The organism is Phaeobacter sp. CAU 1743 (assembly GCF_039839315.1).
In the GTDB taxonomy this organism is placed as follows: domain Bacteria; phylum Pseudomonadota; class Alphaproteobacteria; order Rhodobacterales; family Rhodobacteraceae; genus Phycobacter; species Phycobacter gallaeciensis_A.
This window is the reverse complement of the sequence record NZ_JBDOQR010000020.1, coordinates 16,107-40,374: the sequence shown is the minus strand read 5'-3', so window position 1 is coordinate 40,374 and position 24,268 is coordinate 16,107. Positions and strand designations below refer to the sequence as shown.

General features: G+C 62.3%; 24 protein-coding genes. 12 read left to right on the top strand and 12 right to left on the bottom strand.

Features of this window, described 5'->3' with window-relative positions; all coding sequences use genetic code 11:
* Positions 1-33 precede the first annotated feature (33 nt).
* The 4 genes from AAFO90_RS09975 to AAFO90_RS09960 are packed head-to-tail and all read left to right on the top strand — an operon-like array spanning position 34 to position 3,752.
* Positions 34-633, top strand: a complete 600-nt coding sequence (locus AAFO90_RS09975) for a thermostable hemolysin (RefSeq protein ID WP_347509302.1) — start codon at positions 34-36, stop codon at positions 631-633.
* On the top strand, positions 633-2,075 hold the full coding sequence (locus AAFO90_RS09970) for an AMP-binding protein (protein WP_347509301.1): 1,443 nt from the start codon (positions 633-635) through the stop codon (positions 2,073-2,075). The genes AAFO90_RS09975 and AAFO90_RS09970 overlap by 1 nt, the downstream gene beginning before the upstream one ends.
* Positions 2,072-2,863, top strand: a complete 792-nt coding sequence (locus tag AAFO90_RS09965) for an SDR family NAD(P)-dependent oxidoreductase (RefSeq protein ID WP_347509300.1) — start codon at positions 2,072-2,074, stop codon at positions 2,861-2,863. The genes AAFO90_RS09970 and AAFO90_RS09965 overlap by 4 nt, the downstream gene beginning before the upstream one ends.
* Positions 2,864-2,894: 31 nt before the next feature.
* Positions 2,895-3,752 carry a TauD/TfdA family dioxygenase gene (locus AAFO90_RS09960; RefSeq protein WP_347509299.1) on the top strand — a complete coding sequence of 286 codons (858 nt, stop codon included), beginning with the start codon at positions 2,895-2,897 and terminating at the stop codon, positions 3,750-3,752.
* Positions 3,753-3,771: 19 nt separating this feature from the next.
* Here AAFO90_RS09960 and arsB read toward each other — a convergent pair whose 3' ends face one another.
* The 8 genes from arsB to AAFO90_RS09920 form a co-directional block, all read right to left on the bottom strand.
* Positions 3,772-4,788 (bottom strand): ACR3 family arsenite efflux transporter, encoded by a 1,017-nt coding sequence (arsB, locus tag AAFO90_RS09955; protein WP_347509298.1) that lies wholly within the window; start codon positions 4,786-4,788, stop codon positions 3,772-3,774.
* The gene (gene arsJ / locus AAFO90_RS09950) at positions 4,785-6,050 is read right to left on the bottom strand and encodes an organoarsenical effux MFS transporter ArsJ (RefSeq protein ID WP_347509297.1); all 1,266 of its coding nucleotides are present in this window, start codon (positions 6,048-6,050) and stop codon (positions 4,785-4,787) included. Before arsJ ends, arsB begins: the two co-directional genes overlap by 4 nt.
* Positions 6,047-7,045, bottom strand: a complete 999-nt coding sequence (locus tag AAFO90_RS09945) for an ArsJ-associated glyceraldehyde-3-phosphate dehydrogenase (RefSeq protein ID WP_347509296.1) — start codon at positions 7,043-7,045, stop codon at positions 6,047-6,049. Before AAFO90_RS09945 ends, arsJ begins: the two co-directional genes overlap by 4 nt.
* Entirely contained in the window at positions 7,042-7,887 is an 846-nt protein-coding gene (locus AAFO90_RS09940) for a helix-turn-helix domain-containing protein (RefSeq protein WP_347509295.1), read from the bottom strand. The genes AAFO90_RS09945 and AAFO90_RS09940 overlap by 4 nt, the downstream gene beginning before the upstream one ends.
* A 155-nt stretch (positions 7,888-8,042) precedes the next feature.
* A complete protein-coding gene (locus AAFO90_RS09935; protein ID WP_347509294.1) occupies positions 8,043-8,954 on the bottom strand; it encodes an MBL fold metallo-hydrolase in 912 nt (303 codons plus the stop codon).
* A 142-nt stretch (positions 8,955-9,096) separates the two neighbouring features.
* Entirely contained in the window at positions 9,097-10,614 is a 1,518-nt protein-coding gene (locus AAFO90_RS09930) for a tripartite tricarboxylate transporter permease (protein WP_347509293.1), read from the bottom strand.
* 1 nt (position 10,615) lies between these two features.
* The gene (locus AAFO90_RS09925; protein ID WP_065270962.1) at positions 10,616-11,110 is read right to left on the bottom strand and encodes a tripartite tricarboxylate transporter TctB family protein; all 495 of its coding nucleotides are present in this window, start codon (positions 11,108-11,110) and stop codon (positions 10,616-10,618) included.
* Positions 11,111-11,206: 96 nt separating this feature from the next.
* Positions 11,207-12,187 carry a tripartite tricarboxylate transporter substrate-binding protein gene (locus AAFO90_RS09920; RefSeq protein ID WP_347509292.1) on the bottom strand — a complete coding sequence of 327 codons (981 nt, stop codon included), beginning with the start codon at positions 12,185-12,187 and terminating at the stop codon, positions 11,207-11,209.
* Positions 12,188-12,309: 122 nt separating this feature from the next.
* Here AAFO90_RS09920 and AAFO90_RS09915 point away from each other — a divergent pair, with 122 nt between their 5' ends.
* Genes AAFO90_RS09915 through AAFO90_RS09905 form a run of 3 tightly spaced genes read left to right on the top strand, consistent with a single transcriptional unit; the run spans position 12,310 to position 15,403 of the window.
* Positions 12,310-12,975, top strand: a complete 666-nt coding sequence (locus AAFO90_RS09915; protein WP_347509291.1) for a response regulator transcription factor — start codon at positions 12,310-12,312, stop codon at positions 12,973-12,975.
* Positions 12,972-14,387 (top strand): sensor histidine kinase, encoded by a 1,416-nt coding sequence (locus tag AAFO90_RS09910; protein WP_347509290.1) that lies wholly within the window; start codon positions 12,972-12,974, stop codon positions 14,385-14,387. Before AAFO90_RS09915 ends, AAFO90_RS09910 begins: the two co-directional genes overlap by 4 nt.
* Positions 14,357-15,403, top strand: coding sequence for an ABC transporter substrate-binding protein (locus AAFO90_RS09905; protein ID WP_347509289.1), 1,047 nt, complete (start codon positions 14,357-14,359; stop codon positions 15,401-15,403). The genes AAFO90_RS09910 and AAFO90_RS09905 overlap by 31 nt, the downstream gene beginning before the upstream one ends.
* Positions 15,404-15,418: 15 nt before the next feature.
* Here the strand turns inward: AAFO90_RS09905 and AAFO90_RS09900 are convergent, their stop codons facing one another.
* Together AAFO90_RS09900 and AAFO90_RS09895 are read right to left on the bottom strand one after the other, a co-directional pair.
* Complete coding sequence (locus AAFO90_RS09900; protein ID WP_347509288.1) at positions 15,419-16,156, bottom strand: aspartate/glutamate racemase family protein; 738 nt, start codon at positions 16,154-16,156, stop codon at positions 15,419-15,421.
* 148 nt (positions 16,157-16,304) lie between these two features.
* Positions 16,305-17,210, bottom strand: coding sequence for a LysR family transcriptional regulator (locus AAFO90_RS09895; RefSeq protein WP_347509287.1), 906 nt, complete (start codon positions 17,208-17,210; stop codon positions 16,305-16,307).
* 144 nt (positions 17,211-17,354) lie between these two features.
* Between AAFO90_RS09895 and AAFO90_RS09890 the strand changes: the two genes are divergently transcribed.
* The 5 genes from AAFO90_RS09890 to AAFO90_RS09870 all read left to right on the top strand — a co-directional run bounded on the left by AAFO90_RS09890 (position 17,355) and on the right by AAFO90_RS09870 (position 22,698).
* Complete coding sequence (locus AAFO90_RS09890) at positions 17,355-18,596, top strand: FAD-binding oxidoreductase (RefSeq protein ID WP_347509286.1); 1,242 nt, start codon at positions 17,355-17,357, stop codon at positions 18,594-18,596.
* A 55-nt stretch (positions 18,597-18,651) separates the two neighbouring features.
* Positions 18,652-19,632 carry a TRAP transporter substrate-binding protein gene (locus AAFO90_RS09885; protein ID WP_274867359.1) on the top strand — a complete coding sequence of 327 codons (981 nt, stop codon included), beginning with the start codon at positions 18,652-18,654 and terminating at the stop codon, positions 19,630-19,632.
* A gap of 81 nt (positions 19,633-19,713) precedes the next feature.
* A complete protein-coding gene (locus AAFO90_RS09880; protein ID WP_347509285.1) occupies positions 19,714-20,427 on the top strand; it encodes a TRAP transporter small permease subunit in 714 nt (237 codons plus the stop codon).
* The gene (locus AAFO90_RS09875; RefSeq protein ID WP_065270971.1) at positions 20,424-21,737 is read left to right on the top strand and encodes a TRAP transporter large permease subunit; all 1,314 of its coding nucleotides are present in this window, start codon (positions 20,424-20,426) and stop codon (positions 21,735-21,737) included. Before AAFO90_RS09880 ends, AAFO90_RS09875 begins: the two co-directional genes overlap by 4 nt.
* 16 nt (positions 21,738-21,753) lie before the next feature.
* Positions 21,754-22,698 carry a hypothetical protein gene (locus tag AAFO90_RS09870; RefSeq protein WP_347509284.1) on the top strand — a complete coding sequence of 315 codons (945 nt, stop codon included), beginning with the start codon at positions 21,754-21,756 and terminating at the stop codon, positions 22,696-22,698.
* Positions 22,699-22,712: 14 nt separating this feature from the next.
* Here the strand turns inward: AAFO90_RS09870 and AAFO90_RS09865 are convergent, their stop codons facing one another.
* Together AAFO90_RS09865 and AAFO90_RS09860 are read right to left on the bottom strand one after the other, a co-directional pair.
* Positions 22,713-23,501, bottom strand: coding sequence for a hypothetical protein (locus AAFO90_RS09865; protein ID WP_347509282.1), 789 nt, complete (start codon positions 23,499-23,501; stop codon positions 22,713-22,715).
* 129 nt (positions 23,502-23,630) lie between these two features.
* A complete protein-coding gene (locus AAFO90_RS09860) occupies positions 23,631-24,128 on the bottom strand; it encodes an N-acetyltransferase family protein (RefSeq protein ID WP_347509281.1) in 498 nt (165 codons plus the stop codon).
* Positions 24,129-24,268: the final 140 nt, after the last annotated feature.

The window sequence follows — 24,268 nt, the reverse complement described above, 5'->3', positions numbered from 1 at the left end:
CCTAGACAACAGGAAATCCAAGCGAGGCGCTCCATGCGAATTGAGTTTTTGACGCCGACCTCTCCCGGCCGTGAAGCCGCTGAGGCCCATATCCGTGACGTTTACGACACCACCTATGCGGCGCAGGTCAAAGGCTTTGCCCCGGTTCTGGCAGCAGCCTCCAACGCAGAGGGTAAGATCCTCTGCGCCGCCGGGATCCGCACGGCGCAGGACGGGTTTTTCTCGGACTGCTACCTGAATGGCGATTTCTGCGAGGTCCTGAAGGAACGCACCGGACGCGATATCCACGCCAGCCAGATCATGGAGGTCACATCCCTGGCCTCGGTGTCGCCCTTTCCGGTATTGCCCCTGCTCGACCGCATGATCGACTGGGGACGGCAGCAGGGCGTGGTCTGCGGCGTATTCACTGCCACCCTGCCCCTGCGCCGCCTGCTGACGCGCACCGGGCTGGGCTATATCCCCCTTTGCGCCGCTGCGGCGGACCGCGTGGCGGACCCAGCCAACTGGGGCAGCTATTACGACACTGATCCCTGGGTCTGCGCCTTTATCGAGACCGAGACGGATCTCGCGTTGTTGACGCCCGGCACCGCTGCGCCTGCATCACTGCCGGGCCTTCAGGGAGGCGCTGCATAATGGACATGGTATTCGAGGCCCTGTGGTGTCACGCGGCAGAGCGCCCGCAAACGGTTGCCTTTTCCGGCGATGGCGACAGCCTGACCTGGGCCGATCTTGCCGCCGAAGTCACCGCGCTTGCGGCGCGGCTGGACGGTGCGCCGCGTACCGTTGGCATCGCCCTTCCGGGCGGCTGCGCCTATGTCGTGGCCGATTTGGCGCTAACCCTCACCGGCCGTCGGCAGGTGCCGCTGCCGTTTTTCTTTGCGCCCGAGCAGATTGCCCATGTGATCAAGGACGCCGGGATCGGCGCGCTGATCACCGCACCCGAAACCGCCGGGCAAAGCGCTTTGCCGGAGATCCTCCTGTCGCTCAGCCACACCGATGCCGCAGCACTACCAGCCCCGACCTCGGCAGCCTCCAAGGCAGAGCGGATCATCTACACCTCCGGCTCGTCCGGGCGCCCCAAGGGCGTTGTCATCGGAAGCAGCCAGTTGCAGGCCTCGCTGAATGCACTGCTGCCCGTGGTGGCCCCGACGCACAGCGATCGCCACCTGTCGATCCTGCCCTTGGCGCAGCTTCTGGAACAGATCTGCGGGATCTTCCTGCCCATTCTGGCGGGCGCGGAAACCCGGTTTGACTTCAACGCCACGCGCACTCTGTTCGGCGCCGAAATCGGACCATTGACCGCCGCCTTTGCCCGCGAAAGGCCCACCACCAGCCTGCTGGCGCCCGCGCTTCTGGGGCGCTGGGTTCAAGACCTCAGCAGCAAGGACGGCCGGGCGCCCAACTCACTACGCTTCGTGGCCGTCGGCGGCGCTGCCAGTTCGCCCGCGCTGTTGCACGCCGCCGAGGCTGTCGGCATCCCGGCGCACGAAGGCTACGGTCTGTCGGAATGCTGCGCCGTGGTGGCTATGAACCGCCCCGGACACAATGCCATCGGCACCGTCGGAGAGATTCTGGAGGGGCTCGACGTTCAGATCATCGACGACGAGATCACCGTCGCAGGCCCCACCGTGATGACCGGGTATCTCAATGGCGATCCGCCCCCTGCCCGCTGGCACACCGGCGATCTAGGCCGCATCGAAAACGGGCGTCTGATCGTGGACGGGCGCAAGGACGCGCTGATCGTCACCGGCGCCGGACGCAACATCTCACCCGAGTGGGTCGAGCAAAGGATCAACGCCGATCCCCGCGTCGTCAGCTCGGCCCTTGGTCTGCACCAGGACGGATCGCTGGTTCTCGTGGTCGCCGCCGTGGCTCCGATCAGCGGCACAGACATCGCCGCCGCACTGGAAGGGATCCCGCCCTATGCGCAGCCTGCGGCGGTAATCCTGACCTCTCCGACAGAGCCGGGCCTGCTCTTTGCGGCAGGCACCCCGAACCGCGCCGTCGCCGCCCGGATTATCAACGACCGCCCGGCGCAGCCTCTTTCCCAGACAGCCGAAAGCCTTGCCTCATGACCCAGAAAAAGACCGTTCTCATCACCGGCGCGGGATCCGGCATCGGCCGGGCGCTGACGATGGAAACCGCACGCCTTGGCCATGTGCCGCTGATCACCGGACGCAGCCGGCACAAGCTGGAAGAGACCGCCACGCTCGCAGGATTGCCTGAGAGCGCCATCCTGCCCGCAGACGTGACCCTTGCTGAGGATCGCGCAAGGCTGGTGGTGCAGGTCGGTGGGCGGCTTGATATCCTGATCAACAATGCCGGCTGCTTGACCGTCGGGCGGCTGACGGATCTTGGCGACGCTCAGCTGCAGGCGATGACGGACACAAACCTGATGGCCCCGATCGCGCTGACCCGGGATCTGTTGCCCGCCCTGCGCGCAGGCAAGGGACGCGTGGCAAACATCGGCTCTGTCTTCGGCGATATCGCCTACCCCTATTTCGCGGCCTATTCGGCGACGAAGTTCGGCCTGCGGGGCTTTTCTGACGCGCTGCGGCGCGAATTGTCTGGCAGCGGCGTTGGCGTCACCTACATCGCCCCGCGCGCCGCCCGCACCGCCGCCGAAAGCGAATTCGGCGCCCTGATCGAACCGCTGGACATGACGCTCGACAGCGCCGAACGGGTGGCTGCAGAAGCCTGGGAGGCAATCCGCAAAGGCAAACGCGAAAGCTTTCCCCGCGGCAAAGAGCGGTTCTTTGTCAAAGTCCAGCGGCTGTTCCCGCAGCTGGTCGATCGCTCTGTCGGGGCTCAGGCCCGCGCCGAGAAAACCATCGCCGCCCTGGACAGCCTGCGCCGCGCCTAGACCCTTCTGATTTCAAGTAGAAAGACCAAACATGACCTATACCGTGATCCGCGCCGCGCGCACCGGCAGCCAGATCGATGCCCCCGCCATTGCCGCCGTCCGCGACCATCTGAGCCGCGACGGCTGGGCGCTGCTGCGGGGCTTTGACGTCGACATGGCCGCCTTCAGCGCCCTGACAGCCGAGCTGTGCAGCACCATCACCTTTGACCCCGCACGGGAATTTTCCGAGCGCAACACCCAGATGGTGGATGCCGGGCTTGGCCCGATCGGCCTGCATATCGAAAACGGCAACACCCCAGTCTGCCCCGATATCGTCGCCTTCTACTCCGCCAAGGCCGCCTTTGAAGGCTCGCAGACCACGATCTGCGACGGGCGTGATGTGCTGGCCAGCATGTCGGACGCACAGCGCGCCCGGTGGAGCCAGCCGATGACCGTCTCGCGCAAGCTGCCGGAACTTTTGTGGAAACGCTACCTGGCCAATGAACACCCCGCGATCTCGGAACCTGAAGAGGTGACCGAAGAGCATATCCTGCAATTCAAGGCAGCGATCCCGAACCAGGATTTCGACATGCACGAGGACGGCTCGCTCACCTATCACATCACGCTGAACCCGGTGCGGCCCTCGGCCCTGTCCGGCGCTGCGGGTTTTGCCAATGCGGTTTTGGGTCCGTCGCACAATTACGAGCCGCCCGTCTACCGGCTGGCAGATGGCAGCCTCGTCAGCGCCGAAGAGATCGAGGAGCTGCGCGAACTGGCCGAAGACAGCACCACCGAGATCAACTGGCAGGACGGCGATATCGCTGTGCTCGACAATACCCGCATCATGCACGGGCGTCGAGCGATCAAGGATCAGGATCGCCAGCTGTTCATCGGCATGGGCCGGGTCTGATTATAGTCCCTCTGTGCCCTCACCCGTTGCCGGGAAACCGGCTGCGGGTCCGGTTGGCAAAGGCCACCAGCGACAGCATCACCGGCACCTCGACCAGCACACCGACCACAGTGGCCAGCGCGGCGCCGGAATTCAGCCCGAACAGCGAGATCGCAACCGCGACCGCGAGTTCAAAGAAGTTCGAGGTGCCGATCAGGGCGCAAGGCGCCGCGATCCGGTGCGGCATCTTCAGCGCGAAGGCCGCGCCATAGGCCAGCGCGAAGATCCCATAGGACTGGATCAGGATGGGCACCGCGATCAGCGCGATAACCTCGGGCCGGTCCAGGATCACCTGCCCCTGCAGGCCGAACAGGATCGTCACCGTCGCGATCAACCCAATCACCGACCAGGGTTTGACGTGGGCCTGAAACCCCTCAATCCGCGCCGCGCTGCCCAGCCTTTTCCGGGTCCAGATCCCGGCCAACAGCGGCAGCAGCACAAAGAGGATCACCGACAGAACCAGCGTCTCCCAGGGCACTTCGATATCTGTGACGCCAAGCAGGAAGGCGACGATGGGCGCGAAGGCAAAGACCATCACCACATCATTCAGCGACACCTGCAGCAGGGTGTAATTCTCATCCCCCCGCGTCAGTTGCGACCAGACAAAGACCATCGCGGTACAGGGCGCCGCGCCCAGAAGGATCAAACCGGCGATGTATTGCTGCGCATCCTCGGGCGATACCAGATCGGCAAAGATGCCTTCGAAGAACAACAGCCCCAACAGCGCCATGGTGAAGGGTTTGATCAGCCAGTTGACCACCAGCGTGATGCCCAAGCCCCGCGGCTGTTTGAAAGCATCCTTCACCGCGGCCGGATCGACGCCGACCATCATCGGATAGACCATCGCCCAGATCAGCACTGCAACCACCAGATTGACACGCGCCAGCTCCGCTGCCGCGATCATCTGCACCAGCGCGGGTGCGATATTGCCGATGACGATACCCGCCACCATGGCCAGCGCGACCCAGACGCTCAGATATCTTTCAAAGATGCTCATGGCGTAACCTCCGCCCCTTCGACATGCAATTTGCCTGCAGCACACGCCGACAGCGCCACCATTAGGGCCGCCGTCCCCAGAACAAGCGCCAGCCCCCCGGCCTGATAGGTCAGCCCGGACAGAAGCGTACCAGCGAGGCGCCCGCCCGCATTGGCCATGTAGTAGAACCCGACATCCATCGTCACCCGCTCAGCCTTGGTGAAGGCGAGGATCAGGTAGGAATGTAGCGAAGAGTTCACCGCGAACAGCGCCCCAAAGGCCAGAAGGCCAAGGACCAGAACCGCTGTCAGCCAAGGCTGCGGCTCCGGCGACATCCAGACCGCCAGGGTCAGCGCCGCAGGCACGGTAAAAAGCGCCAGCGCCCAGCCGCGCGCGGCGCGGATCAAGGCGCCCTCAGGCCGTTTGGCTGCGCCCAGCAGCCACGGTGCAGCGGCCTGCACCGCACCATAGAGGATGATCCACACCGCCATGAATGTGCCGATCATGAAGAAGGCCGCGCGGTTGCCCGCCTCGGATCCATCCGACAGCACCGCGTAAAAATAGATCGGGATGCCCACCACGAACCAGACATCGCGCGCGCCGAACAGGAACACCCGCGCCGCTGACAGCCAGTTCACATTGGCGGATTTCGAGAACACCTCGGAAAACTTTGCGCCCTTGCGCCCGGTCGGCAGTCCCGGCGGCATCAGCGTCACGATAGCGGCAAAGACCAGCGCCAGAACCACGGCCATGGCAATGATGGACCAGCTGAACCCAAGCGTCGCCAGCAGCGCCGCCCCCAGCAAAAAGCCCAGCCCCTTCACCGCGTTCTTCGATCCGGTCAGCACCGCCACCCAGCGAAACAGCCCACCGTTTGCGGATGGCGCCAGCAGTTTCACCGCCGATTTCGACGACATCTTGGCCAGATCCTTGGCCACACCGGAAATCCCCTGCACGCACATCACGAAGACGACCGAGGCGCCGATGACCCAGTCCGGATCCAGCTGCGTCAGCGCGCCCAGCGCCACGATCTGCAACCCCAGCCCGGCATAAAGCGTCGCCGCCAGCCCGAACCGCGCCGCGATCCAGCCCGCCGAGAGGTTGGTCACCATCCCGGCGATCTCATAAAGGACAAAGAGATAGGCCAGCTGCACCGGAGAGAATCCAAGGGTGTGAAAATGCAAGAGGACCAGCATCCGCAGCGCCCCATCGGTGAGCATGAAGGCCCAATAGGCCGCCGTCACCGCGATATAGGCCGACAGTCCCTCGGGGCGATGGTTCACAGTGAGGCTCCGACCATCAGGGCCACATCGACAAGGCGCCAAGCGTAGCCCATTTCATTGTCATACCAGGCATAGACCTTCACCTGGGTGCCATTGATCACCATGGTCGAGGGCGCATCCACGATCGAAGAGCGCTGATCATTGGTGTAATCGGTCGAGACCAGCGGGCGGGTCTCATAGCCAAGGATGCCCTCCAGCTCCCCTTCCGCGGCAGCTTTGAACAGGGCGTTGACCTCTTCGGCGGTGGTTTCGCGCTCCACCTCGAAAACGCAGTCGGTGAGCGAAGCATTCAGCAGCGGCACCCGCACCGCATGGCCATTCAGGCGCCCGGTCAGCTCCGGGTAGATCAGGGTAATTGCCGTGGCGCTGCCTGTGGTTGTCGGGATCAGCGAATTCAGCGCCGAGCGCGCCCGGCGCAGGTCCTTGGCTGGGCGGTCGACGATCGTCTGGGTATTGGTGACATCGTGGATGGTGGTGATGGAGCCGTGCCGGATACCCAGATTTTCGTGGATCACCTTGACCACAGGCGCCAGGCAATTGGTGGTGCAACTGGCAGCCGTCACGATGCTGTGGCGCGCCGGATCATAGGTGCCCTCATTGACGCCATAGACGATATTGGCCGTATCGCCATCCTTGACCGGGGCGGAGACCACGACCTTTTTCACGCCCGCGTCGAAATAAGGGGCAAGCTTGGCCTCTGTCTTGAACACACCGGTGCAGTCGATGACCACATCCACGCCGTCGAGCGGCAGTTTGGACAGATCGGAGGTGCCGATGAAGGGAAGACGCATGTCATTGATCGTCACGCTGTCTGCATCATGGGAAAACTCTGCATCCCAGCGCCCATGCACCGTGTCGAACTCCAGAAGATGTGCGTGCATTTCCGGATCACCCAGCGCGTCGTTAATCCAGGCGATTTGCGCGCCCTGCTCCAGCAGCGGTTTCAGGGCAAGTTTTCCGATCCGGCCAAGGCCGTTCAAAGCATATGTGGTCATTGGGTGTCTTCCTGTGCTTGGCTGGCGATATCATCCACCGCGTGTTGCAGGGCGATGCGGTCCAGTGTTTCGATGGGCAGCGCCGTAAAGGCCTCGATCCGGCGTTTCAGCGCGCCATAAGCCTGATGGAAGGCGAGGCTTTTTTCGGCATCGGTGCCCTCGGCCTTGACCGGGTCCGGCATGCCCCAGTGGCCACTGATCGGCTGACCGTCCCAGGCCGGGCACTCCTCATTGGCGGCCTGATTGCAGACGGTAAAAACGAAATCCATCTGCGGCGCACCAGGACCTGTAAACTCAGACGTGTTCTTGGCCCGCAGATGCGCGGTGTCGTGCCCCTTGGATTGCAGCACCTCCACCGCGAAGGGGTTCAGGTCTGACTGGGGTCGGGTTCCGGCGGAATAGACGTTGAAGCGATCCGGCGCCCGGTCGCGCAGGATGCTTTCGGCAAAGATCGAGCGAGCGGAATTTCCAGTGCAGATGAATAGCACGTTGTATTTGCGCGCGGTCATGGCGGGGTGTCCTGTTTGGGGGGAAGTGGCGGCGGGCAGGCAAAGGTCCGGACGCCCGCGACAACAATCGAGCATCAGATAGTCAAAGGTCTGTTGCACCGCTGACATATCGACGGTGTAGAGCAGCGAGGTCCCGGCCCGTTCCTGCGTCACCAACCCCGCCTGCATCAGCGCAGACAGATAGGTGGAAAGGGTGCTTGCCTTCAGATCCAGCGCCCCGGCGATTTCACCTGCGGGCATCCGGTCCGGATAGCGCCGCATCAGCAGCCGGAAAATGGCCAGTCGCTGTGGATGACCAAGCGTGGTCAGGCGGGAGGGAATCTCTTTTTCCATATTTCATGAATATTGGAAATATGGCGCGCGTTCCAGTGAAGATTTTGTAACGACTTGATGACACAGGCTTGATGACACAGGCCTGACAACACAGGCCGAAACAAAAACCGCCCCCGGGATGGAGGCGGCTACAGGTTACAGAACGGCAAGCGGGGTTATTCCCACTCCATCTCCTCATAGACCGTCTGCGCATTGCGCCCGGCCAGGCTGTCGAATTGCTCAAGCCCGGCAAAGGCAGATTGATCAATCCCGGGCGCGTCCATGATGTCGCCGCCCTCTTCGATCAGGGCACCGATCTGGGAGCGCAGGTTCACAAGGTAGTCGTAGGTATCGGCGCGGGCCTGTTCCAGCGTGGTGGCGCGGCCATGGCCGGGAACCACATGGGTCGGCTCATAGGCCGCCATCGCCTCAAAGGTCTCGATCCAGCTTTTGGCATTTGACTGCGGCCCGACGCCAAGGATCCGCTCCACATAAACAATATCCCCGGTGAACATCACATCGCGGTCCTTGAGCCAGACAAAACTGTCGCCCGGCGTATGGGCCTGCCCGTGATGGGTGATCTGGAAGGTCAGACCACCGACCATGAGATCATGACCCGTTTCAAAGGTCACATCGGCATAGCGCGGCTCGGTGCCTGCCAGTTCATCGCCCAATAGCTGCGAAAGCATCGTCATCTGCATAGACTGTCGGTCCTTGTGATCCGCCACGGCAGCCTCGGATGCGATCACGGTTGCGCCTTGCGCCTGCCAATAGCCATTGCCCAGCCAGCGGTGATCCTGCCCGCCGGTGTCGATCACATAGGTCACCGGCTGATCGGTGATCTGATCTATGGTGGCGTCAATCATCTCGGCGCCTTTCCACGAACCGCCGGGATCCATCAGCACCACCCCCTCGGAGGTGACCACCACGCCGAAGGTGGCATTGTTGCCAAGGTTTTCAGTGTTGCGCTGGCTTTTCGGACCAACCAGCGCCCAGACATCATCGGTAACCTTCTGCACCTCCAGCACATCCGCGAAGGCGGCCAGCGGCAGGACTGACAGAACAAGGGTCAAGGTAAGTGATTTCATGTGCAGCCCTCCCGGCATCTGCGCGCGTTCCCGTAAGACCCTGCCAGAGTGGGCGAGCGTCAGACAGAGGACCATCCGACGCAGACAAAAAGACTGGCCCGGCATGTCCGCCCGGGCCAGTTCATAATTTCAGGGCTAATACTCAGTCGCCGTCGGACACCCCTGCCTGCCGCAGCCGTGCCCGGCGCGCGCGATAGCTTGGCAACAGCACCAGAAGCCCCGCCAGCACCAGAAGCGCCAGCGTCATCGGCCGGTCCAGCAGGAAGCCCAGCCCGTCATAAAGCTGCATCGCCCGGGCAAAGTTGTCCTCCAGCATTGAGCCAAGGATGAAGCCGATCAACAAAGGGGCAAGTGGGTAATCCGCGAACCTCAGTATGGTCGCGCAGACGCCAAGCCCAACGAGGATCAGCAACTCGGTTGCGTTGTTCTGCCCGATGTAGGCCCCCATCAAGGTGAAGAACAGGATGAAGGGGATCAGGTAGTTGCGCGGCACTGCCAGCACCTTGGCGATATAGGGGATCAGCGGCAGGTTCAGCACCAGCAGCACCAGATTACCCACATACATGGAGATGATCACTGCCCAGAAGATCTGCGGCTCGTCGATCATCAGGCGCGGCCCCGGCGAGACATTGAGCGCGATGAGCGCACCCAAGAGGATCGCCGTGGTGCCCGATCCGGGAATGCCCAGCGTCAGCAGCGGCACGAAGGATCCGGTGCAGGCCGCGTTATTGGCGCTTTCCGGTGCGGCCAGCCCCTTGACCGAGCCCTTGCCGAACTGCTCCTGCTCCTCCTTGGGCGCAATATTGCGCTCCACCGCATAGCCCAGGAAGGACGCAATGGTGGCCCCTGCCCCCGGCAACACCCCGATCAAAAACCCTTGGATCGATTGGCGACCAATCACCGGGGCAATCGCGCGCGCCTCGTCCCGCGTGATGCGCAGGTCCCTGATCTCGCTGCTGCCACCGTCCGTCTTGGAACGGCTGGGATCCAGCACCAGATACAGCGCCTCGGGCAGGGCGAACATGGCCATGGCAAGGGTGATAAAACCAAAGCCGGACTGCAGATCCATGATCCCCATGGTGAAACGCGGCATATTGAACAGCGCGCCCTCGCCCACGGTGGCCATGATCAGCCCCAGCAACGTCATCAGCAGCGCCTTCACCACCTGACCGGTTCCGGCAAAGGCCGCGATGGCCGACAGCCCCACCACCATCAGCGCAAAATACTCTGCGGAATGGAACAGCAGCGCCACGGTTGCCAGCGCGGGCGCAAAGATCATCAACAGCACCGCGCCGATGCTGCCCCCGCAGAAGGACGAGATCGCCGCCACCGTCAACGCCTTACCGGCCTTGCCCTGCCGCGCCAACGGATAGCCGTCAAACGAAGTCGCCACGGTCGAAGCAACCCCCGGCGCATTGATCAGGATAGACGAGGTCGAGCCGCCAAAGATCGCGCCATAATAGACCCCGGCCAGAAGGATCAGCGCCGCAGAAGGGTCGCCGATGGTGATCGCCACCGGGATCATGATGGAGATGATGCTCATCGGGCCCAGGCCCGGCAGCATGCCGATGAACGTGCCGATCAGACAGCCGCCGATCACCATCATCAGGTTCGTCAGGGAAAAGGCGCTGGAAAGGCCAATCATGATACCTTCGAACATATCAGCCTCCCACGCCAAAGAAGATCGGCCAGGGGCTGAGGAAGATCCCCAGAACCTCTTGCACCAGATACCAGACGCCGCCCGCAGCCAGCGCCGCGATGGGCAGCAGGACGTGCAGCTTGCGCTCGCCCAGGATCACCGCGCCAAGGGTCAGGAAGCCCACCGTGGAGATCAGGAACCCTGCCGGGCGCAGCAAGAGCGCATAGGCCACCATCAGAGCCAGAAGCGCCAGCGCCTGCCCCAGTTTATAATCGCCAAGCCGCCGGTGATCGATGTCGCCAACCTTGGGGCCGCTGTCGCCCTTTTGCGGGCTCAACACAATGATCAGGGCGCAGATGGCCGCCAGCACCGACAGGACCTTGGGAAAGGTGCTGGGCCAGATGGCATTGAATTTCATGAAGGGGGGAAGGCCTGCGTCCATGGTGAAATAGGCCGCATAGCCATAGGTGAGGCTGATCAGCAGAATGACCAGCGCGATCCATCGATCAAGCGCCATGTTCTCCTCCGGGTACGTCTTGGAAAATGGAATGGCGTCGCCTGCCGGGCAGATCTATCGATGCCCCGGAGGCGACGCCGGTTTGGAAACGCGGGATCAGAGGAACCCGAGTTCCTGCATCAGCGATTTGATGACCTCTTCCTGACCTTCCAGGAACTTTTCGAAGTCCTCGCCGCTGTTGTGGATGTTGACCCAGCCGTTGCGAGCCCGCACCTCTTCCCATTCGGGCGTGTCGTACATCTTGGCGATGGCTGCCTGATAGGCCGCCTTGCGCTCCTCCGGCAGGCCGGGGGCGCCGAAGAAACCGCGCCAGTTGACAAAGCTCGCGTCTATGCCCTGCTCCTTCATGGTCATGGCATCGGCATAGGCCGGTACGCGGTCATCTGCGGTAACACCGATGATCTTCACCTCGCCCGCGTTGGCCAGATCGATGGCCTCGGAGAACCCGGTGGAAAGCGCCTTGATCTCGCCCGACAGCAGCGCCGCCATGGCCATACCGCCCGCGTCATAGGGGATGTATTTGACCTCAGTCGGGTTCTCGCCCGCTGCCTTCATCACCATGGCCGCGACCAGATGATCCATGCCGCCCGGAACCGAGCCGCCGCCGATGGCGGTGCCGCGCGGGTCTGCCTTGTAGGCGGCGATCAGGTCGGCCATGGAATTGATCGAACTGTCCTTGCCCACCACGATGGCGGCGTAGTCGCCGATGGTGCCAGCGACCATTGTGAGGTCACGGAAGTTATGTGGGAAGACCCCGGTCAGCGAACGGATCACGATGGGGGTAGAGTTCACCATCAAGGTGCCGTGGTTGCTGTCGGCGTTCTCGATCAGGTAGCCGATGGCCTTGCCGCCGCCACCACCCGACATGTTCTCGAAGGATGCGGTGCCCACAAGGCCCGCCTTGGTCAGCGCCTCGCCGGTGCCGCGCGCAGTGCCATCCCAGCCGCCGCCAGCGCCGCCGGGAATCAGGAAATGGATGCTGTCGACGGCCATGTCTTCGGCCATCGCGGGTGCGCCAAGGGCAAGGGTCGCGGTCGCCGCAGCCATCAGGGCCCGTCGGGTCAGGGTAAATGTCATGTGTTGTCCTCCCATTTGACAAGTGGCGGCCAAGCCGCTCATGACTGAATGAAGAACACGCAAAACTGACACGGACCTGTCACAGACCTGTCAGCATGCGCCGGATCAAGGACAGGGATGGGATGCGATTTCTGCTGGTTGAGGACAACATGAGCCTGGCAGCTGCGGTCTGTGACCGGTTGCGGATGGATGGCCATGTTGTCGACCATGCGCCAGGCGCCCGGGACGCCGAGGCATTTTCCGCAACCACGGATTACGATCTGATTTTGTTGGATATTATGTTGCCGGACGGGGATGGCCGCAGTTTCCTGAAAGCCCATCGCGCCCGCGAGGGAAAGACCCCGGTGATCGTGCTGACGGCGCGATCAGAAGTGTCGGACCGGGTCGGCGTGCTGGACCTTGGCGCTGACGATTACATCACCAAACCCTTTGATTTTTCCGAGTTGGAAGCCCGCTGCCGTGCGGTTCTGCGGCGTCAGGGCGGCAACAGTTCCAACCAACAGCGATTCGCGAATCTGGTCTTTGATCCGCTGGCCGGCACGCTTGTGGTGGCCGGAACCCCGGTGCCGCTGCGCAACAAGGAACTGCGGCTGCTAGAAATCTTCCTGAGCGCCCCAGACAGCATTTATTCCAAGGCAAAACTGGTGGACCGGTTGTTTTCCTACGACGAGGAAGTGTCGGAGAACGCCATCGAGGTCTACGTGGGTCGGCTGCGCAAGCGCCTTGCTGGATCCGGCGCCGCCATCGTGACGGTGCGCGGGCTGGGCTACCGGATGTCGCTGGCATGACCCCGCCGCAGCCCCCCGCACCCCAGCCACCTCCCCTGCGCACCAGCGGATCGCTGCGGCGCCGGTTGATCCTGCAGGTGGTGATGAGCGCGGCGTGTCTGGCCACGATCCTGTTTTTCACCGTTCTTGTCTTTACGCGCGACGTGTCTCAGCGCACCCATGACAGCATCCTGCTCGCCTCGGCGACATCGATCATGGATTCGGTACGGGTACAGTCCGGCGCCGTCACCCTCGACATTCCCTATGCGGCGCTTTCGATGCTGGGCAATGTCAGCGACGACAGGGTGTTCTACAGTGTGCGTCAGGATGGCCTGCTGCTGACCGGATACGAAGACCTGCCGCAGACCGCCCAGCGCCCTGCCCCGGGAGATCCCGCCTTTGATACCGAAAGCTACCGCGGCAGCAGCCTGCGCATGGTGGCGCTGGTCCGGCGCCTGTCCCTGAACAACGGACCGGTCGATGTGGTCATCACCGTGGCTCAGACCCGCGAAGGACAGACGGCCGAGCTGGGGCGGCTGACCCGCTGGGCCATGTTGATGGGCGGCGGTTTTTTCCTGATTTCCGCCCTGCTTGGTGTCTGGGCCGCACAATCCAGCATCCAGCCGCTGCACGCGCTCAGTGCCGTTGTCTCGCGCCGCGGCCCTAAGGATCTGCGCCCGGTCCGCCATGCGGTGCCCAGCGAAATGCTGCCACTGGTGCAATCACTGAACCGGTTTATTGAACGCCTGCGGGTCTCCCTCGCGCGATCCGAAGACTTCATAGCCGAGGCCGCGCACCGGGTCCGCACGCCGCTGGCCACGGTCCGAGCACAGGCCGAAATCACCCTGCGCCGAGTGGACAAGGCAGAAAACCGGGCCTCCTTGCGTGAGATGATCCGCGCCATCGACGAAAGCTCCCGCGCGGCGGGGCAGCTTTTGGATCATGCCATGGTGACCTTCCGCACCGACAGTCTGGAACGTAAGGAGGTGGCCCTTGATACGCTGACCCATGATCTCGTCGATCGGCTGCGGCCCGTGGCGGATCTGAAGGATATCGACCTGCAGTTTGCATGCGACGGGGTTGCGCCGCTCTGGGGCGATGCCATTCTGATCCAGAACGCCGTGCGCAATATTTTGGATAACGCCATCAAATACGCCCCTTCGGAAACCAATGTTGAGGTCACGGTGCGGCAGGGACCGCTGGACGCCATCGTCTCGGTCCAAGATCAGGCAGGTGGATTTCCCGAAGACACAGACACAGCCGCCCTGACCGAACGGTTTGTGCGCGGCAGCAATGCCGCCGGGACAATCGGCTCCGGCCTCGGGCTGACCATTGCCCGCGAAGTTGCCGAAGCCCACGGTGGTAAGCTGGTCATCGCCCATTCAGATACAGGAGCCGGAGCATGCGTTTCCTTGTCTTTTCCCTTGCGCTGATGGTGTCAGCCCTCGGGCTGGTCCTCCCCGCACACAGCTTTGAAGTGGAGGAGTTCCGCCGGTTTGGCCCCGAGGGCGCCCCGGCGCTGCGGGTATTGTCCACCACGGACATGGATGTTCTGGCGCCGCTGGTCGAGAGTTTTCTTGCGGACAGGCCGGGCACCGCCATCGAATACACCACCGTCAGCAGCGCTGTTTTGATGGAGGTGGTGACCACGGGTTCGGGCCCGCAGGCGCGGTTTGATATCGCCGTGTCTTCTGCCATGGACCTGCAGACCAAACTGGCCAACGATGGCTATACCCGGCGCCACAGGTCTGCCGCGCCCGACGTCATGCCGGACTGGGCGAACTGGCGTGATCATGTCTTTGCCTTTTCGCAGGAGCCTGCGTCCCTGCTGTTGTCGCGCGCCGCCTTTAACGGGCTGGAGTTGCCCCGGACCCGACAGGATCTGATCCGCCTTCTACGACAGAACCCCGATCGCTTCCGAGGCCGTCTCGGCACCTATGACATCGCCACCAGCGGCCTTGGTTATCTGTTTGCCACCCAGGATGCGCGGACCTCGGATTCTTACTGGCGCCTGATGGAGATCTTTGGCGGGCTAGAGGTGCGGCTTTACTGCTGTTCGGGGCAGATGATCCGCGATGTCGCGCGCGGAGATCTCGCCATCGCCTATAATGTGCTGGGCAGTTACGCGCTGGCGCGCACGGACCTGACAGACAGTATCGTGATCATCGATCCGCAGGATTACACCAACATGATGCTGCGCACTGCCGTAATCCTGGAAAATGCCCAGCAGCCGGATCTGGCCGGAGCCTTTGTCGATCATTTGTTGCAGGCAGCCTGGGGTTCTGATCCCGATCCCGGCTACCCGTTTCACCGCTACCCGGTCGAAGCCAGCGATCACAGCGCGCCCCTTCGGCCGATCCAGCTGGGGCCGGGACTGCTGGTGTTCCTGGATCGACTGAAGCGGGCGCGGTTCCTGAACGAATGGCACAGCGCCGTCAGTCAGAAATAGCCTGCGCGCGCCGCGTCACATCCAGCGCGGATCATCCACCTCTAGCGGGAAATGCCGCGGCAGCAACCCGGCCTGGAACCAGTTGATGAAACTGTAAATGGAATAAACCGGTACCCCGGTGACCTTGCGCAGGTCCCGCGCATAGGGAACCATATTGGTGCATTCCAGCACGATGGCGCCAACGTCCGGATAGCTTTGCATCATGCCAAGACCCGCATCGATCATGTCGAGACGACAGGCCGCGAAGTCGATTGTCGGCTTGTCCCCCAGAAAATCGCGGGTCATGCAGCGCCCGCCATCGGTTCCCACCACCGGCGTGTCCGGCGGCGCCCCCGCAGCGGCCAGATGCTCCGGGCCCAGCGCCTCTTCGGAGATCGTCAGAACGCCACAGCGTTTCCCGGCGGGCAGCAGGCTTTGCACCATCGGCACCTGCATCAATGAGGATGTAGCCACCGGCACGCCAAGCGCCGATTTCACCTCCTCCTGTATCAGCGACAGGAAACCGCAAGTGGTGGTGATACCATCGCAGCCCGTGCGGATCAGGTCATGCCCCGCCTCGATAAAGCGCTCGGCCAGGTCGGATGGGTCATTGCGCACCACCCGGTCGGGACTGGCGCCTTCGACAACACGATACTGCACCGGAAAATCCCAGGTCAGCGCATTTCCGACATCGCCATGCACCCGGGGAAACTGCGTTTCCAGCATCAGAATCCCAACAATCGCTCCGTAAACCGTCTTGCCACCGCGCTCCATATCCGAGCCCTCCCGCTTTGCGTTCTCAAACAGCCATAAATCGTAAAATTATCATAAATTCACGCGATAGCAGGCCCTCAAGTCAACAGATAAGCGTCGTTGAGATAACCCGTTGTGGCCTCTTCGATGCAGGTATGACCGCGCGGGGTCAATCTGACACGGCCCGGGTATAGGGCACCAGCGCGGTTTTCAGCCGGTCCAGAAATTCCTGACCGATCGCCGAAAGCGGTCGTGCGCTTGAGGTGATGACAGCCATTTCCATCAGGATTGCAGGCTGAAACCGGCGCGAGACAAAGCCGCCGTCCCGGTCGAAATCCAGCACGAAGGGATCAATGATGGCAACGCCCATGCCTTCTTTGACGAAACTCAGCAGGTTCTTGAACAGATGCGCATGGACCCGCGCCCGCAGCGGCACCCCCGCCTGCAGAAACGCTTCACGTGTGCGGCGGTGGGTCATGTGATCCGGCCCCATCACGATAAACGGTTCGCCCTCCAGCAAATCGGGCGTGATTACCTCGTGCCGGGCCAGCGGGCTGGCCTCCGGCATGGCGATGCGACATTCCACGGTGACCGGATGCACATCCAGCGCATCATACAGAAGCGGCATTTCGCAGATGCCGATCTCGAACAGGCCCGACAGCACCCATTCCTGTATCTTGGACGAATATTGCGACTGGAAGGAAATCGACAGATCCGGCCGGTCACGGGCGAATTCGGCGATTAGCCGCGGCATGAAACCAAAGGACATCGAATGCTGCGAGGCAACCTGCAGTTGGCCCACCTGCTTGTTCTGCAAATCGATCACCGCCTGGGTCACATGATCAAAGCCCCGCACCACGGTATCGATTTCCCGGAATAGCAGCGTTGCCTCGGGCGTGGCGGTCAGCCGCCCCTTGACCCGTTCGAACAGTTTGATCCCGGTCTGCCGCTCCAGTTGGCTCAGCAGATTGGAAATGCCCGGCTGCGAAATCCCAAGGGTCGCCGCCGCACCAGTGACGGTTCCGGTTTCCATCACTGCATGAAAAGCCTGCATCTGTCGGAATCTGAGGTTCATATCACAATCATATCATTTTTCCTGATACCCCTGCCAGATAATAGTATTTGAAATGATATCATTCCCTATGCATGGTTGGCCAAAACCAGCAGAGACAATGACAGAAATCATGACCACCTACAGTTTCGCAGAACGGTCCCCCGCATGAGCGCGCCGCAGACCATCGTGATCGGCGCGGGCATTGTCGGCGCCGCCACCGCCATCTGGCTACGCCGCGCGGGCCATGAGGTAACGCTCATCGACAAGGGAGAACCCGGCATGGGCACCTCCTATGGCAATGGCTGCATTCTGGCCAGCTGCGCCATTGTGCCGGTCACCACGCCCGGGCTGCTGCCCAAGGGGCCGAAATACCTGATGGACCCCAATTTCCCGCTGTTCATGCGCTGGTCCTACGCACCGAAACTGGTGCCCTGGCTGGTGAAATACCTGTCGCATGCCAACGATGGCGACACCCGCCGCATCGCCAAGGGGCTGACCCATGTTATCGGCGACAGCGTCGAACAGCATCAGGCCCTGACCCGTGGCACCCCCGCGGCCAAATGGGTGCAGGAAAGCGACTATTGCTTTGCCTATGAAAACCGCGCGGCCTTTGACGCGGATAAATACGTCTGGGATCTGCGCCGCGAGGCCGGGTTCGTGCCCGAGCTGATCGAAGGCGCCGAAGTACAGGAACGGGAGCCGATCCTTGCGCCCGAGATGAAGTTGCTCGCGGTGATGAAAAATCACGGCTTTATCCTCAACCCCGGCAAATATGTTCAGGATCTGGTGAAGTTGCTGCAAGAGATGGGCGGACGCTTCGTACAGGCCGAGGTTAAGGATTTTGACCTGTCCGGTGGGCGCATCAGCGCCGTGGACACCGACAAGGGCCGCTTTGAGTGCCGCGAGGCGGTGCTGGCCACCGGCGTCTGGTCCAAGCCACTGATGCAGAAACTGGGACTCAACGTGCCGCTGGAGGCCGAGCGCGGCTATCACATCGTCTTCAAGGGGCCCAGCCAGACCCCCAACAATCCGATGATGCTTGCCTCGGGGAAATTCGTTGCGACCGCGATGGATCAGGGGCTACGCTGCGCGGGTGTGGTGGAGTTCGGCGGCCTCAGCGAAGAAAAATCCAAGGCACCGCTGGCGCTCTTGCGCCGCAAGGTCAAGGAATGTTTCCCGCAGATGGTCGCGGAGAGCGAGGAAGAATGGCTAGGCTATCGCCCCGCGCCCTCGGACAGCCTGCCGCTGATCGGCGAGGTCGGCAGCACCGGCGTCTATGCCGCCTTTGGCCATCACCACGTGGGTCTGACCGGCGGCGCCAAGACCGGCCGCATGGTCGCTGATATGATCGCAGGCCAGCCCAGCAATATCGACCTGCGCCCCTATGAACCGGACCGGTTCGCCTGAGGCGCCAAAATCATAAGAACCATAAAAAAAGACCAACCAAAACAGGGAGATCACAATGATCGCTAATTTCACAAAGACCGTCGCATATTCCGTCTCTGCCCTGGCCCTGTCGGCTGCGGCAGCCGCAGCGGAAAAATGGGACATGCCCATGGCCTATGCCGCCACCAACTTCCATTCGGAAATGGGCGTCGTATTTGCCGACAAGGTCCGCGACTATACCGGCGGTGAGATCGACATCACCGTGCACCCGGGCGGCTCGCTGTTCAAAGGCGGCGAGATCAAGCGCGCCGTGCAGACGGGGCAGGCCCCCATCGGCGAACGCTTCATGTCCGCCCACGCCAACGAGGCACCGCTTCTGGGCTGGGACAACCTGCCCTTTGTCGCCACCACATACGCGGACAACGAAAAGCTGTGGGCCGCCGCCAAGGACAAGGTGAACGCCCAGCTGTCCGATCTCAACCTCGTGGCGCTTTACACCTGCCCTTGGCCCGGTCAGGGCTTCTACTTCAACAAGGAAGTCGGCTCTTCGGCCGATACTCAGGGGGTGAAGTTCCGTTCCTATAACACCGCCACCGCCACCTTTGCCGAAGAGCTGGGCATGATCCCGGTGCAGATCGAAGCGGCAGAGCTGTCGCAGGCACTGGCCACCGGCGTTGCCGAGGCCTTCATCTCCTCCGGCTCCACCGGCTATGACCGCAAGGTCTGGGAGCATCTGAGCCACTATTACAAGGTTAACGCCTGGCTGCCGCGCAACTATGTCATCGTCAACAAGCAAGCCTGGGAAGGCCTCAGCGATGATATGCAGGCCGCCGTTCAGAAGGCTGCAGATGAAACCGGTGCCGCCTGCGCCGCCAAGTCCGAGGAACTGGCCAACTGGTATTTCGACCAGCTGAGCGAAAATGGCATGACCGTCACCGACGCCAGCCCCGAATTCCTGGGTGAGCTGAAGGCAATCGGCGCCAAGATGACCGAAGAATGGCTGGCCTCGGTCGGCGATGACGGCAAGGCCATTCTCGACGCCTATAACGGCAACTGATCCGCCCACCCGGGCGCAACGGCTCCGCCCTGCCTGGTGCGGGCGGAGCCTAATCCTTTCTGACTTTCTGGGGGTGTCGATTTGCGCGACTGGCAACCGTTTTTGGGCCTGCCGCTCTGGCTGTGGCTGTTTGTAATTCCAACCCTTATGGCACTGGCATGCCTGCTGGTCCCCGGTCCCGCCGGGCGCATACTGCGCCCCCTCCAGCGGCTGGCGGACCGGATTTATCTGGGCTCTGGCGTTCTGGCGGCGGGCTTCATGCTGCTGATCCTGCTGCTGATCGTGGCGCAGATGGTCGCCCGTTGGAGCAATCTGACCTTTCCCGGCTCCACCGAATACGCCGGCTATGCCATGGCCGCGACCTCCTTTCTGGCGCTGGCCCACGCATTGACGCGCGGCGCCCATATCCGGGTGTCGATCTTCCTCAATATCAGCCCCCGGATCGGTCTGGTTCTCGATGCCGTGGCGATGTGGATCGCGGCCATCACAGCGACCTATTTCGCCCGCTACGCGATCAAGACCAACATCTTTTCCAAGATGCTGAATGACCGCACACAGGGACAGGATTTCGTGCCGGAATGGCTCTTGTCCTTTTTCGCCATGTTCGCGACCGCCCCCAGCAAATGGGGGGAGCTTTGGGCCAAGACCGGGTCCGAATGGGTCTATACCCCGGTGTGGCTGCCGCAGCTGCCCATGTCCATCGGCACCGTTCTGCTGGCGCTTGCCTTGTGGGACTACCTGTGTCGCCTGCTGATCACCCGCCGGTCCAGCATCACCTCGGAGGCCGTGGAATGAGCGAGATCTACACCACAATCATCTTTCTCTTTGTGCTGTTTGCCCTGCTTGGCAGCTCGGTCTGGATTGGCCTCGCGCTGATGGGCGTGGCATGGGTCGGGATGGAGTTGTTCACCACCCGCCCCGCAGGCGACGCGATGATCACCACGATCTGGACCGGCGCCTCCAGCTGGACGCTGACAGCGCTGCCGCTCTTCATCTGGATGGGAGAGATCCTTTATCGCACCCGCCTGTCCGAGGATATGTTCCGTGGCCTTGCGCCCTGGATGCGCTGGCTACCGGGTGGCTTGCTGCACACCAATATCGCCGGCTGCACCATCTTTGCGGCTGTCTCGGGCTCCTCCGCCGCGACGCTGACCACCGTTGGCAAGATGTCGATCCCCGAGCTGCGCAAACGTGGCTACCCTGAGTTCATGATCATCGGTACGCTGGCGGGCGCGGCAACGCTGGGCCTGATGATCCCGCCTTCGCTGACGCTGATCGTCTATGGCGTGTCGATCAATGAATCGATCACCAAGCTGTTCATGGCAGGGATTTTTCCGGGTCTGGTGCTGGCCGGTTTGTTCATGGCCTATATCGTCGGCTGGCATTTTTTCTACAAAGGCGAACGCCCACAGGAAGAGCCGAAAATGACACTTGGGCAGATGCTGGCCGAAAGCCGGTTCCTGATCCCGGTGCTGCTGCTGGTCGCCGTTGTCATCGGGTCGATGTACCTGGGCTATGCCACCGCGACCGAAGCCGCCGCAGTCGGTGTCCTTGGTTCGATGACGCTGGCATTGGCGCAGGGTTCGCTGACCTGGAACACCTTCTCGGCCTCGCTGATGGGCGCGACACGCACCTCGGCGATGATCGCACTGATCCTGATGGGCGCCTCCTTCCTGTCGCTGGCCATGGGGTTCACCGGACTGCCGCGGGCACTGGCTGGCTGGATCGACCAGATGAACCTGTCGCCCCTGGTGCTGATCATTGCATTGACACTGTTCTACGTGGTGCTGGGGATGTTCCTTGATGGTATTTCCTCGGTCGTGCTGACCATGGCCATTGTCGAGCCGATGATCCGTCAGGCCGGGATCGACGTGATCTGGTTCGGCATCTTCATCGTCGTAGTGGTGGAGATGGCGCAGGTGACACCGCCCATCGGCTTCAACCTTTTCGTGTTGCAAGGCATGACCCGGCACGAGATTTCCTACATCTCGAAGACTGCCATTCCCATGGTCGGCCTGATGCTGGTGATGGTGGTGATCCTTGTCGCCTGGCCCGAGCTGGCCACCTGGCTGCCGGAGAACATCCGCAGCACGCCGTCCGGCTAAGGGGCGGGCTGAGGGCATGCTGAATGCGCTTGCCTTTGTGGCCCGGCACGGCCGGGCCGCTTTGGTTCTGGGCCTTGTGGCAGGGCTTCTCCTGCCGGATCTGGCTCGGCTCCTGCGCCCTTGGCTGCCACAGATGGTGGCGGGACTGTTGTTCCTGACCGCATTCCGCATCGGTGCCCGCGCCGCCCTTGGCGAACTTTCCGAAGGGCTGTCATCGCTGCGGGCGGTTCTGGTTCTGCAACTGATGCTACCTCTGGCGGCGCTGCTGCTCCTTTGGCTCGCCGGTCTCGCCGGAACGCCCGCGGCAATTGCGCTGGTGCTGATGCTGAGCGCCCCGTCGGTCACCGGCGCCCCCAATATCACCCTCCTGCTGGGACACGCGCCAGAGCCTGCCTTTCGCGTTCTGGTGCTGGGCACGGCGCTGATGCCGCTGACGGTGATCCCGGTCTTCCTGCTGGTGCCCGATCTTGGCGGGCTGGAAGCTGTCCTATGGGCCACACTGCGGCTCATCGGCACTATCGCTCTCACGGTCATTACCGCTTTTGCCCTGCGCCACTTGGTCCGCCCCGATCTGCGTCAGGAGCAGGTGCAGGCGCTGGACGGGATGACGACCCTGGCGCTTGCGGTGATCGTGGTGGGATTGATGGCGGCGCTGGGGCCTGCGCTGCGACAGGATCCCCTCTTGGTCGCCAAATGGATGACCTTCGCGCTGGCCGCCAATTTCGGCATGCAGCTGCTGACCTATGCCGTGCTGCGGCGCCGGGGCCACGAAGCGGTTGCCGCACCCTATGCCGTGGTCGCGGGCAACCGCAATTTTGCTTTGTTTCTGATCGCTCTACCCGCAAGCACCACCGATCCGCTGCTGATCTTTCTCGGCTGTTATCAGGTGCCGATGTATCTGACTGCTGTCGTGATGCACCGCGTCTATGCGCGCTCTCGACCTGGAAAAAAGGCCGGGTAACACATGGCCCACTGTCAGCCTGGGAAAAGCTGCGCCATTTCCTTGTCGAACTTGGCCCAGCTCAGCACTGCCTTATTGCCCGCCAGACCGTGATAGTAGGACTTCCCGCTGGAGGTCGGCAGACCGGCCCAGATCTTGGCCAGATTGTTCATAAAGTCATGGCGGCTCATATCCCCTGCCACGGTCGCGCTGAAGCCGGCCTCTTCGAGAAGCTGTTGCGCCAGCCGGTCTTGAAGCTGTGGAGAGAACCGGTCAGAGCGGTTGGCCCCCACATGTTTCACCAGCCGTTTCAGGGTGGCCGGAATGAACTGATAGCGGCCGATGGCATGCTGCTGACCAGGGGTGTCGTCGATCCATTTGTAAATTTCGCCGATGGTCATATGCGTCGGCAGTTTCGAAGGACGGATCGTTGCCGCGTATTGCACCGCATCATATTGCGCCTTGCCTGCCTCGGCGCTGGCAATCAATTGCATCAGCCTGCGCGCCGCATCGCCGCCGACAATGCTGCGGCGCGTTACATCCCGGAACATGCTGGTGCCGCTGCGGCCCCGGAAAAGGCTGGCCAGATTGGCCTGTACTGCCTCCATCTCAGCCTCCAGATCGGGCTGTGCCCGTGTCTCTGTACTCGTGCGCGGAATGATCTCGGCCTTGGCAGGGATGGCCAGAACCGGGCGCCTGTCTCCCCCGCCCTTCTGAAAGAACTGTTCACTGACAATGGAGAACTGTTCGCTCGCCCCCAAACCGGTGGCCAGAAAAGAGAATGACAGGGCTGTAAACGCCAGTGCAGAATTGCGATGGGCCATGGAAACCTTCTGTTTCGAGCGACAAGCAGCCCTCATCCTGACCGGACAGAATTGATATTTCCTTTAATTGCATTCGAGAAAATACGCGAACCGCCCCTAAAACTGACAGGCAAAGGCCACCGCCCCGGGTTAGCCCGCCTCTGACAGGACCTTCTGCATCAGCACCAGATCCAACCATTGCCCCCATTTGCGCCCAACCTGCGGCATGCGGCCCACCTCGGCAAAGCCAAGCGAAGCATGAAAAGCGATGCCGCCGGGATTGGCGCCACTGACACCGGCCACCAGCACATGGATGCCGTCGGCGCGGGCGACATCCTCAAGCCGCGCCATCAGCCGCCGCCCCAGCCCACGCCCCTGCGCGGCCGAAGCAAGCTGTATCGAATGTTCCGCCGTGTGCCGATAACCCGGCCCACCGCGAAACGCGCTATAGGTCGCAAAGCCCACCACCTGCCCGTCGACTTCGGCCACCAGATAACGCGGACCGCGTTCCGCGATGACGTCCCGCAGGGCAGCGGGGGTCTTCTCGTCGCTGGTAAAGGTGATCAGCGTATCCCGGATCATGTCATTGGCGATCTTTGAAATCGCCTCAGCATCCTCAAGGCGGGCCTGACGGATAAGCTCGGCCATTCTGTCTCCTCTGGACTGTTCCAACCTGTTGTCGCCGCGGGTCCAGCGCCCGCAGCATCGCACCCGTGGAGCAACCATAGCAACGGACAAGATCAGCGCATATTGCGAAAGAAGATCGGGGGGTGATCGCATCATGCAAT

What these genes read in the sequence shown, in the direction of transcription:
- AAFO90_RS09975 (WP_347509302.1), top strand. Translation starts at nt 34, where the DNA reads ATGCGAATTGAGTTTTTGACGCCGACCTCTCCCGGCCGTGAAGCCGCT.
- AAFO90_RS09970 (WP_347509301.1), top strand. Translation starts at nt 633, where the DNA reads ATGGACATGGTATTCGAGGCCCTGTGGTGTCACGCGGCAGAGCGCCCG.
- AAFO90_RS09965 (WP_347509300.1), top strand. Translation starts at nt 2,072, where the DNA reads ATGACCCAGAAAAAGACCGTTCTCATCACCGGCGCGGGATCCGGCATC.
- AAFO90_RS09960 (WP_347509299.1), top strand. Translation starts at nt 2,895, where the DNA reads ATGACCTATACCGTGATCCGCGCCGCGCGCACCGGCAGCCAGATCGAT.
- arsB (WP_347509298.1), bottom strand. Translation starts at nt 4,788, where the DNA reads ATGAGCATCTTTGAAAGATATCTGAGCGTCTGGGTCGCGCTGGCCATG.
- AAFO90_RS09945 (WP_347509296.1), bottom strand. Translation starts at nt 7,045, where the DNA reads ATGACCACATATGCTTTGAACGGCCTTGGCCGGATCGGAAAACTTGCC.
- AAFO90_RS09940 (WP_347509295.1), bottom strand. Translation starts at nt 7,887, where the DNA reads ATGGAAAAAGAGATTCCCTCCCGCCTGACCACGCTTGGTCATCCACAG.
- AAFO90_RS09935 (WP_347509294.1), bottom strand. Translation starts at nt 8,954, where the DNA reads ATGAAATCACTTACCTTGACCCTTGTTCTGTCAGTCCTGCCGCTGGCC.
- AAFO90_RS09930 (WP_347509293.1), bottom strand. Translation starts at nt 10,614, where the DNA reads ATGTTCGAAGGTATCATGATTGGCCTTTCCAGCGCCTTTTCCCTGACG.
- AAFO90_RS09925 (WP_065270962.1), bottom strand. Translation starts at nt 11,110, where the DNA reads ATGGCGCTTGATCGATGGATCGCGCTGGTCATTCTGCTGATCAGCCTC.
- AAFO90_RS09920 (WP_347509292.1), bottom strand. Translation starts at nt 12,187, where the DNA reads ATGACATTTACCCTGACCCGACGGGCCCTGATGGCTGCGGCGACCGCG.
- AAFO90_RS09915 (WP_347509291.1), top strand. Translation starts at nt 12,310, where the DNA reads ATGCGATTTCTGCTGGTTGAGGACAACATGAGCCTGGCAGCTGCGGTC.
- AAFO90_RS09910 (WP_347509290.1), top strand. Translation starts at nt 12,972, where the DNA reads ATGACCCCGCCGCAGCCCCCCGCACCCCAGCCACCTCCCCTGCGCACC.
- AAFO90_RS09905 (WP_347509289.1), top strand. Translation starts at nt 14,357, where the DNA reads ATGCGTTTCCTTGTCTTTTCCCTTGCGCTGATGGTGTCAGCCCTCGGG.
- AAFO90_RS09900 (WP_347509288.1), bottom strand. Translation starts at nt 16,156, where the DNA reads ATGGAGCGCGGTGGCAAGACGGTTTACGGAGCGATTGTTGGGATTCTG.
- AAFO90_RS09895 (WP_347509287.1), bottom strand. Translation starts at nt 17,210, where the DNA reads ATGAACCTCAGATTCCGACAGATGCAGGCTTTTCATGCAGTGATGGAA.
- AAFO90_RS09890 (WP_347509286.1), top strand. Translation starts at nt 17,355, where the DNA reads ATGAGCGCGCCGCAGACCATCGTGATCGGCGCGGGCATTGTCGGCGCC.
- AAFO90_RS09885 (WP_274867359.1), top strand. Translation starts at nt 18,652, where the DNA reads ATGATCGCTAATTTCACAAAGACCGTCGCATATTCCGTCTCTGCCCTG.
- AAFO90_RS09875 (WP_065270971.1), top strand. Translation starts at nt 20,424, where the DNA reads ATGAGCGAGATCTACACCACAATCATCTTTCTCTTTGTGCTGTTTGCC.
- AAFO90_RS09870 (WP_347509284.1), top strand. Translation starts at nt 21,754, where the DNA reads ATGCTGAATGCGCTTGCCTTTGTGGCCCGGCACGGCCGGGCCGCTTTG.
- AAFO90_RS09865 (WP_347509282.1), bottom strand. Translation starts at nt 23,501, where the DNA reads ATGGCCCATCGCAATTCTGCACTGGCGTTTACAGCCCTGTCATTCTCT.
- AAFO90_RS09860 (WP_347509281.1), bottom strand. Translation starts at nt 24,128, where the DNA reads ATGGCCGAGCTTATCCGTCAGGCCCGCCTTGAGGATGCTGAGGCGATT.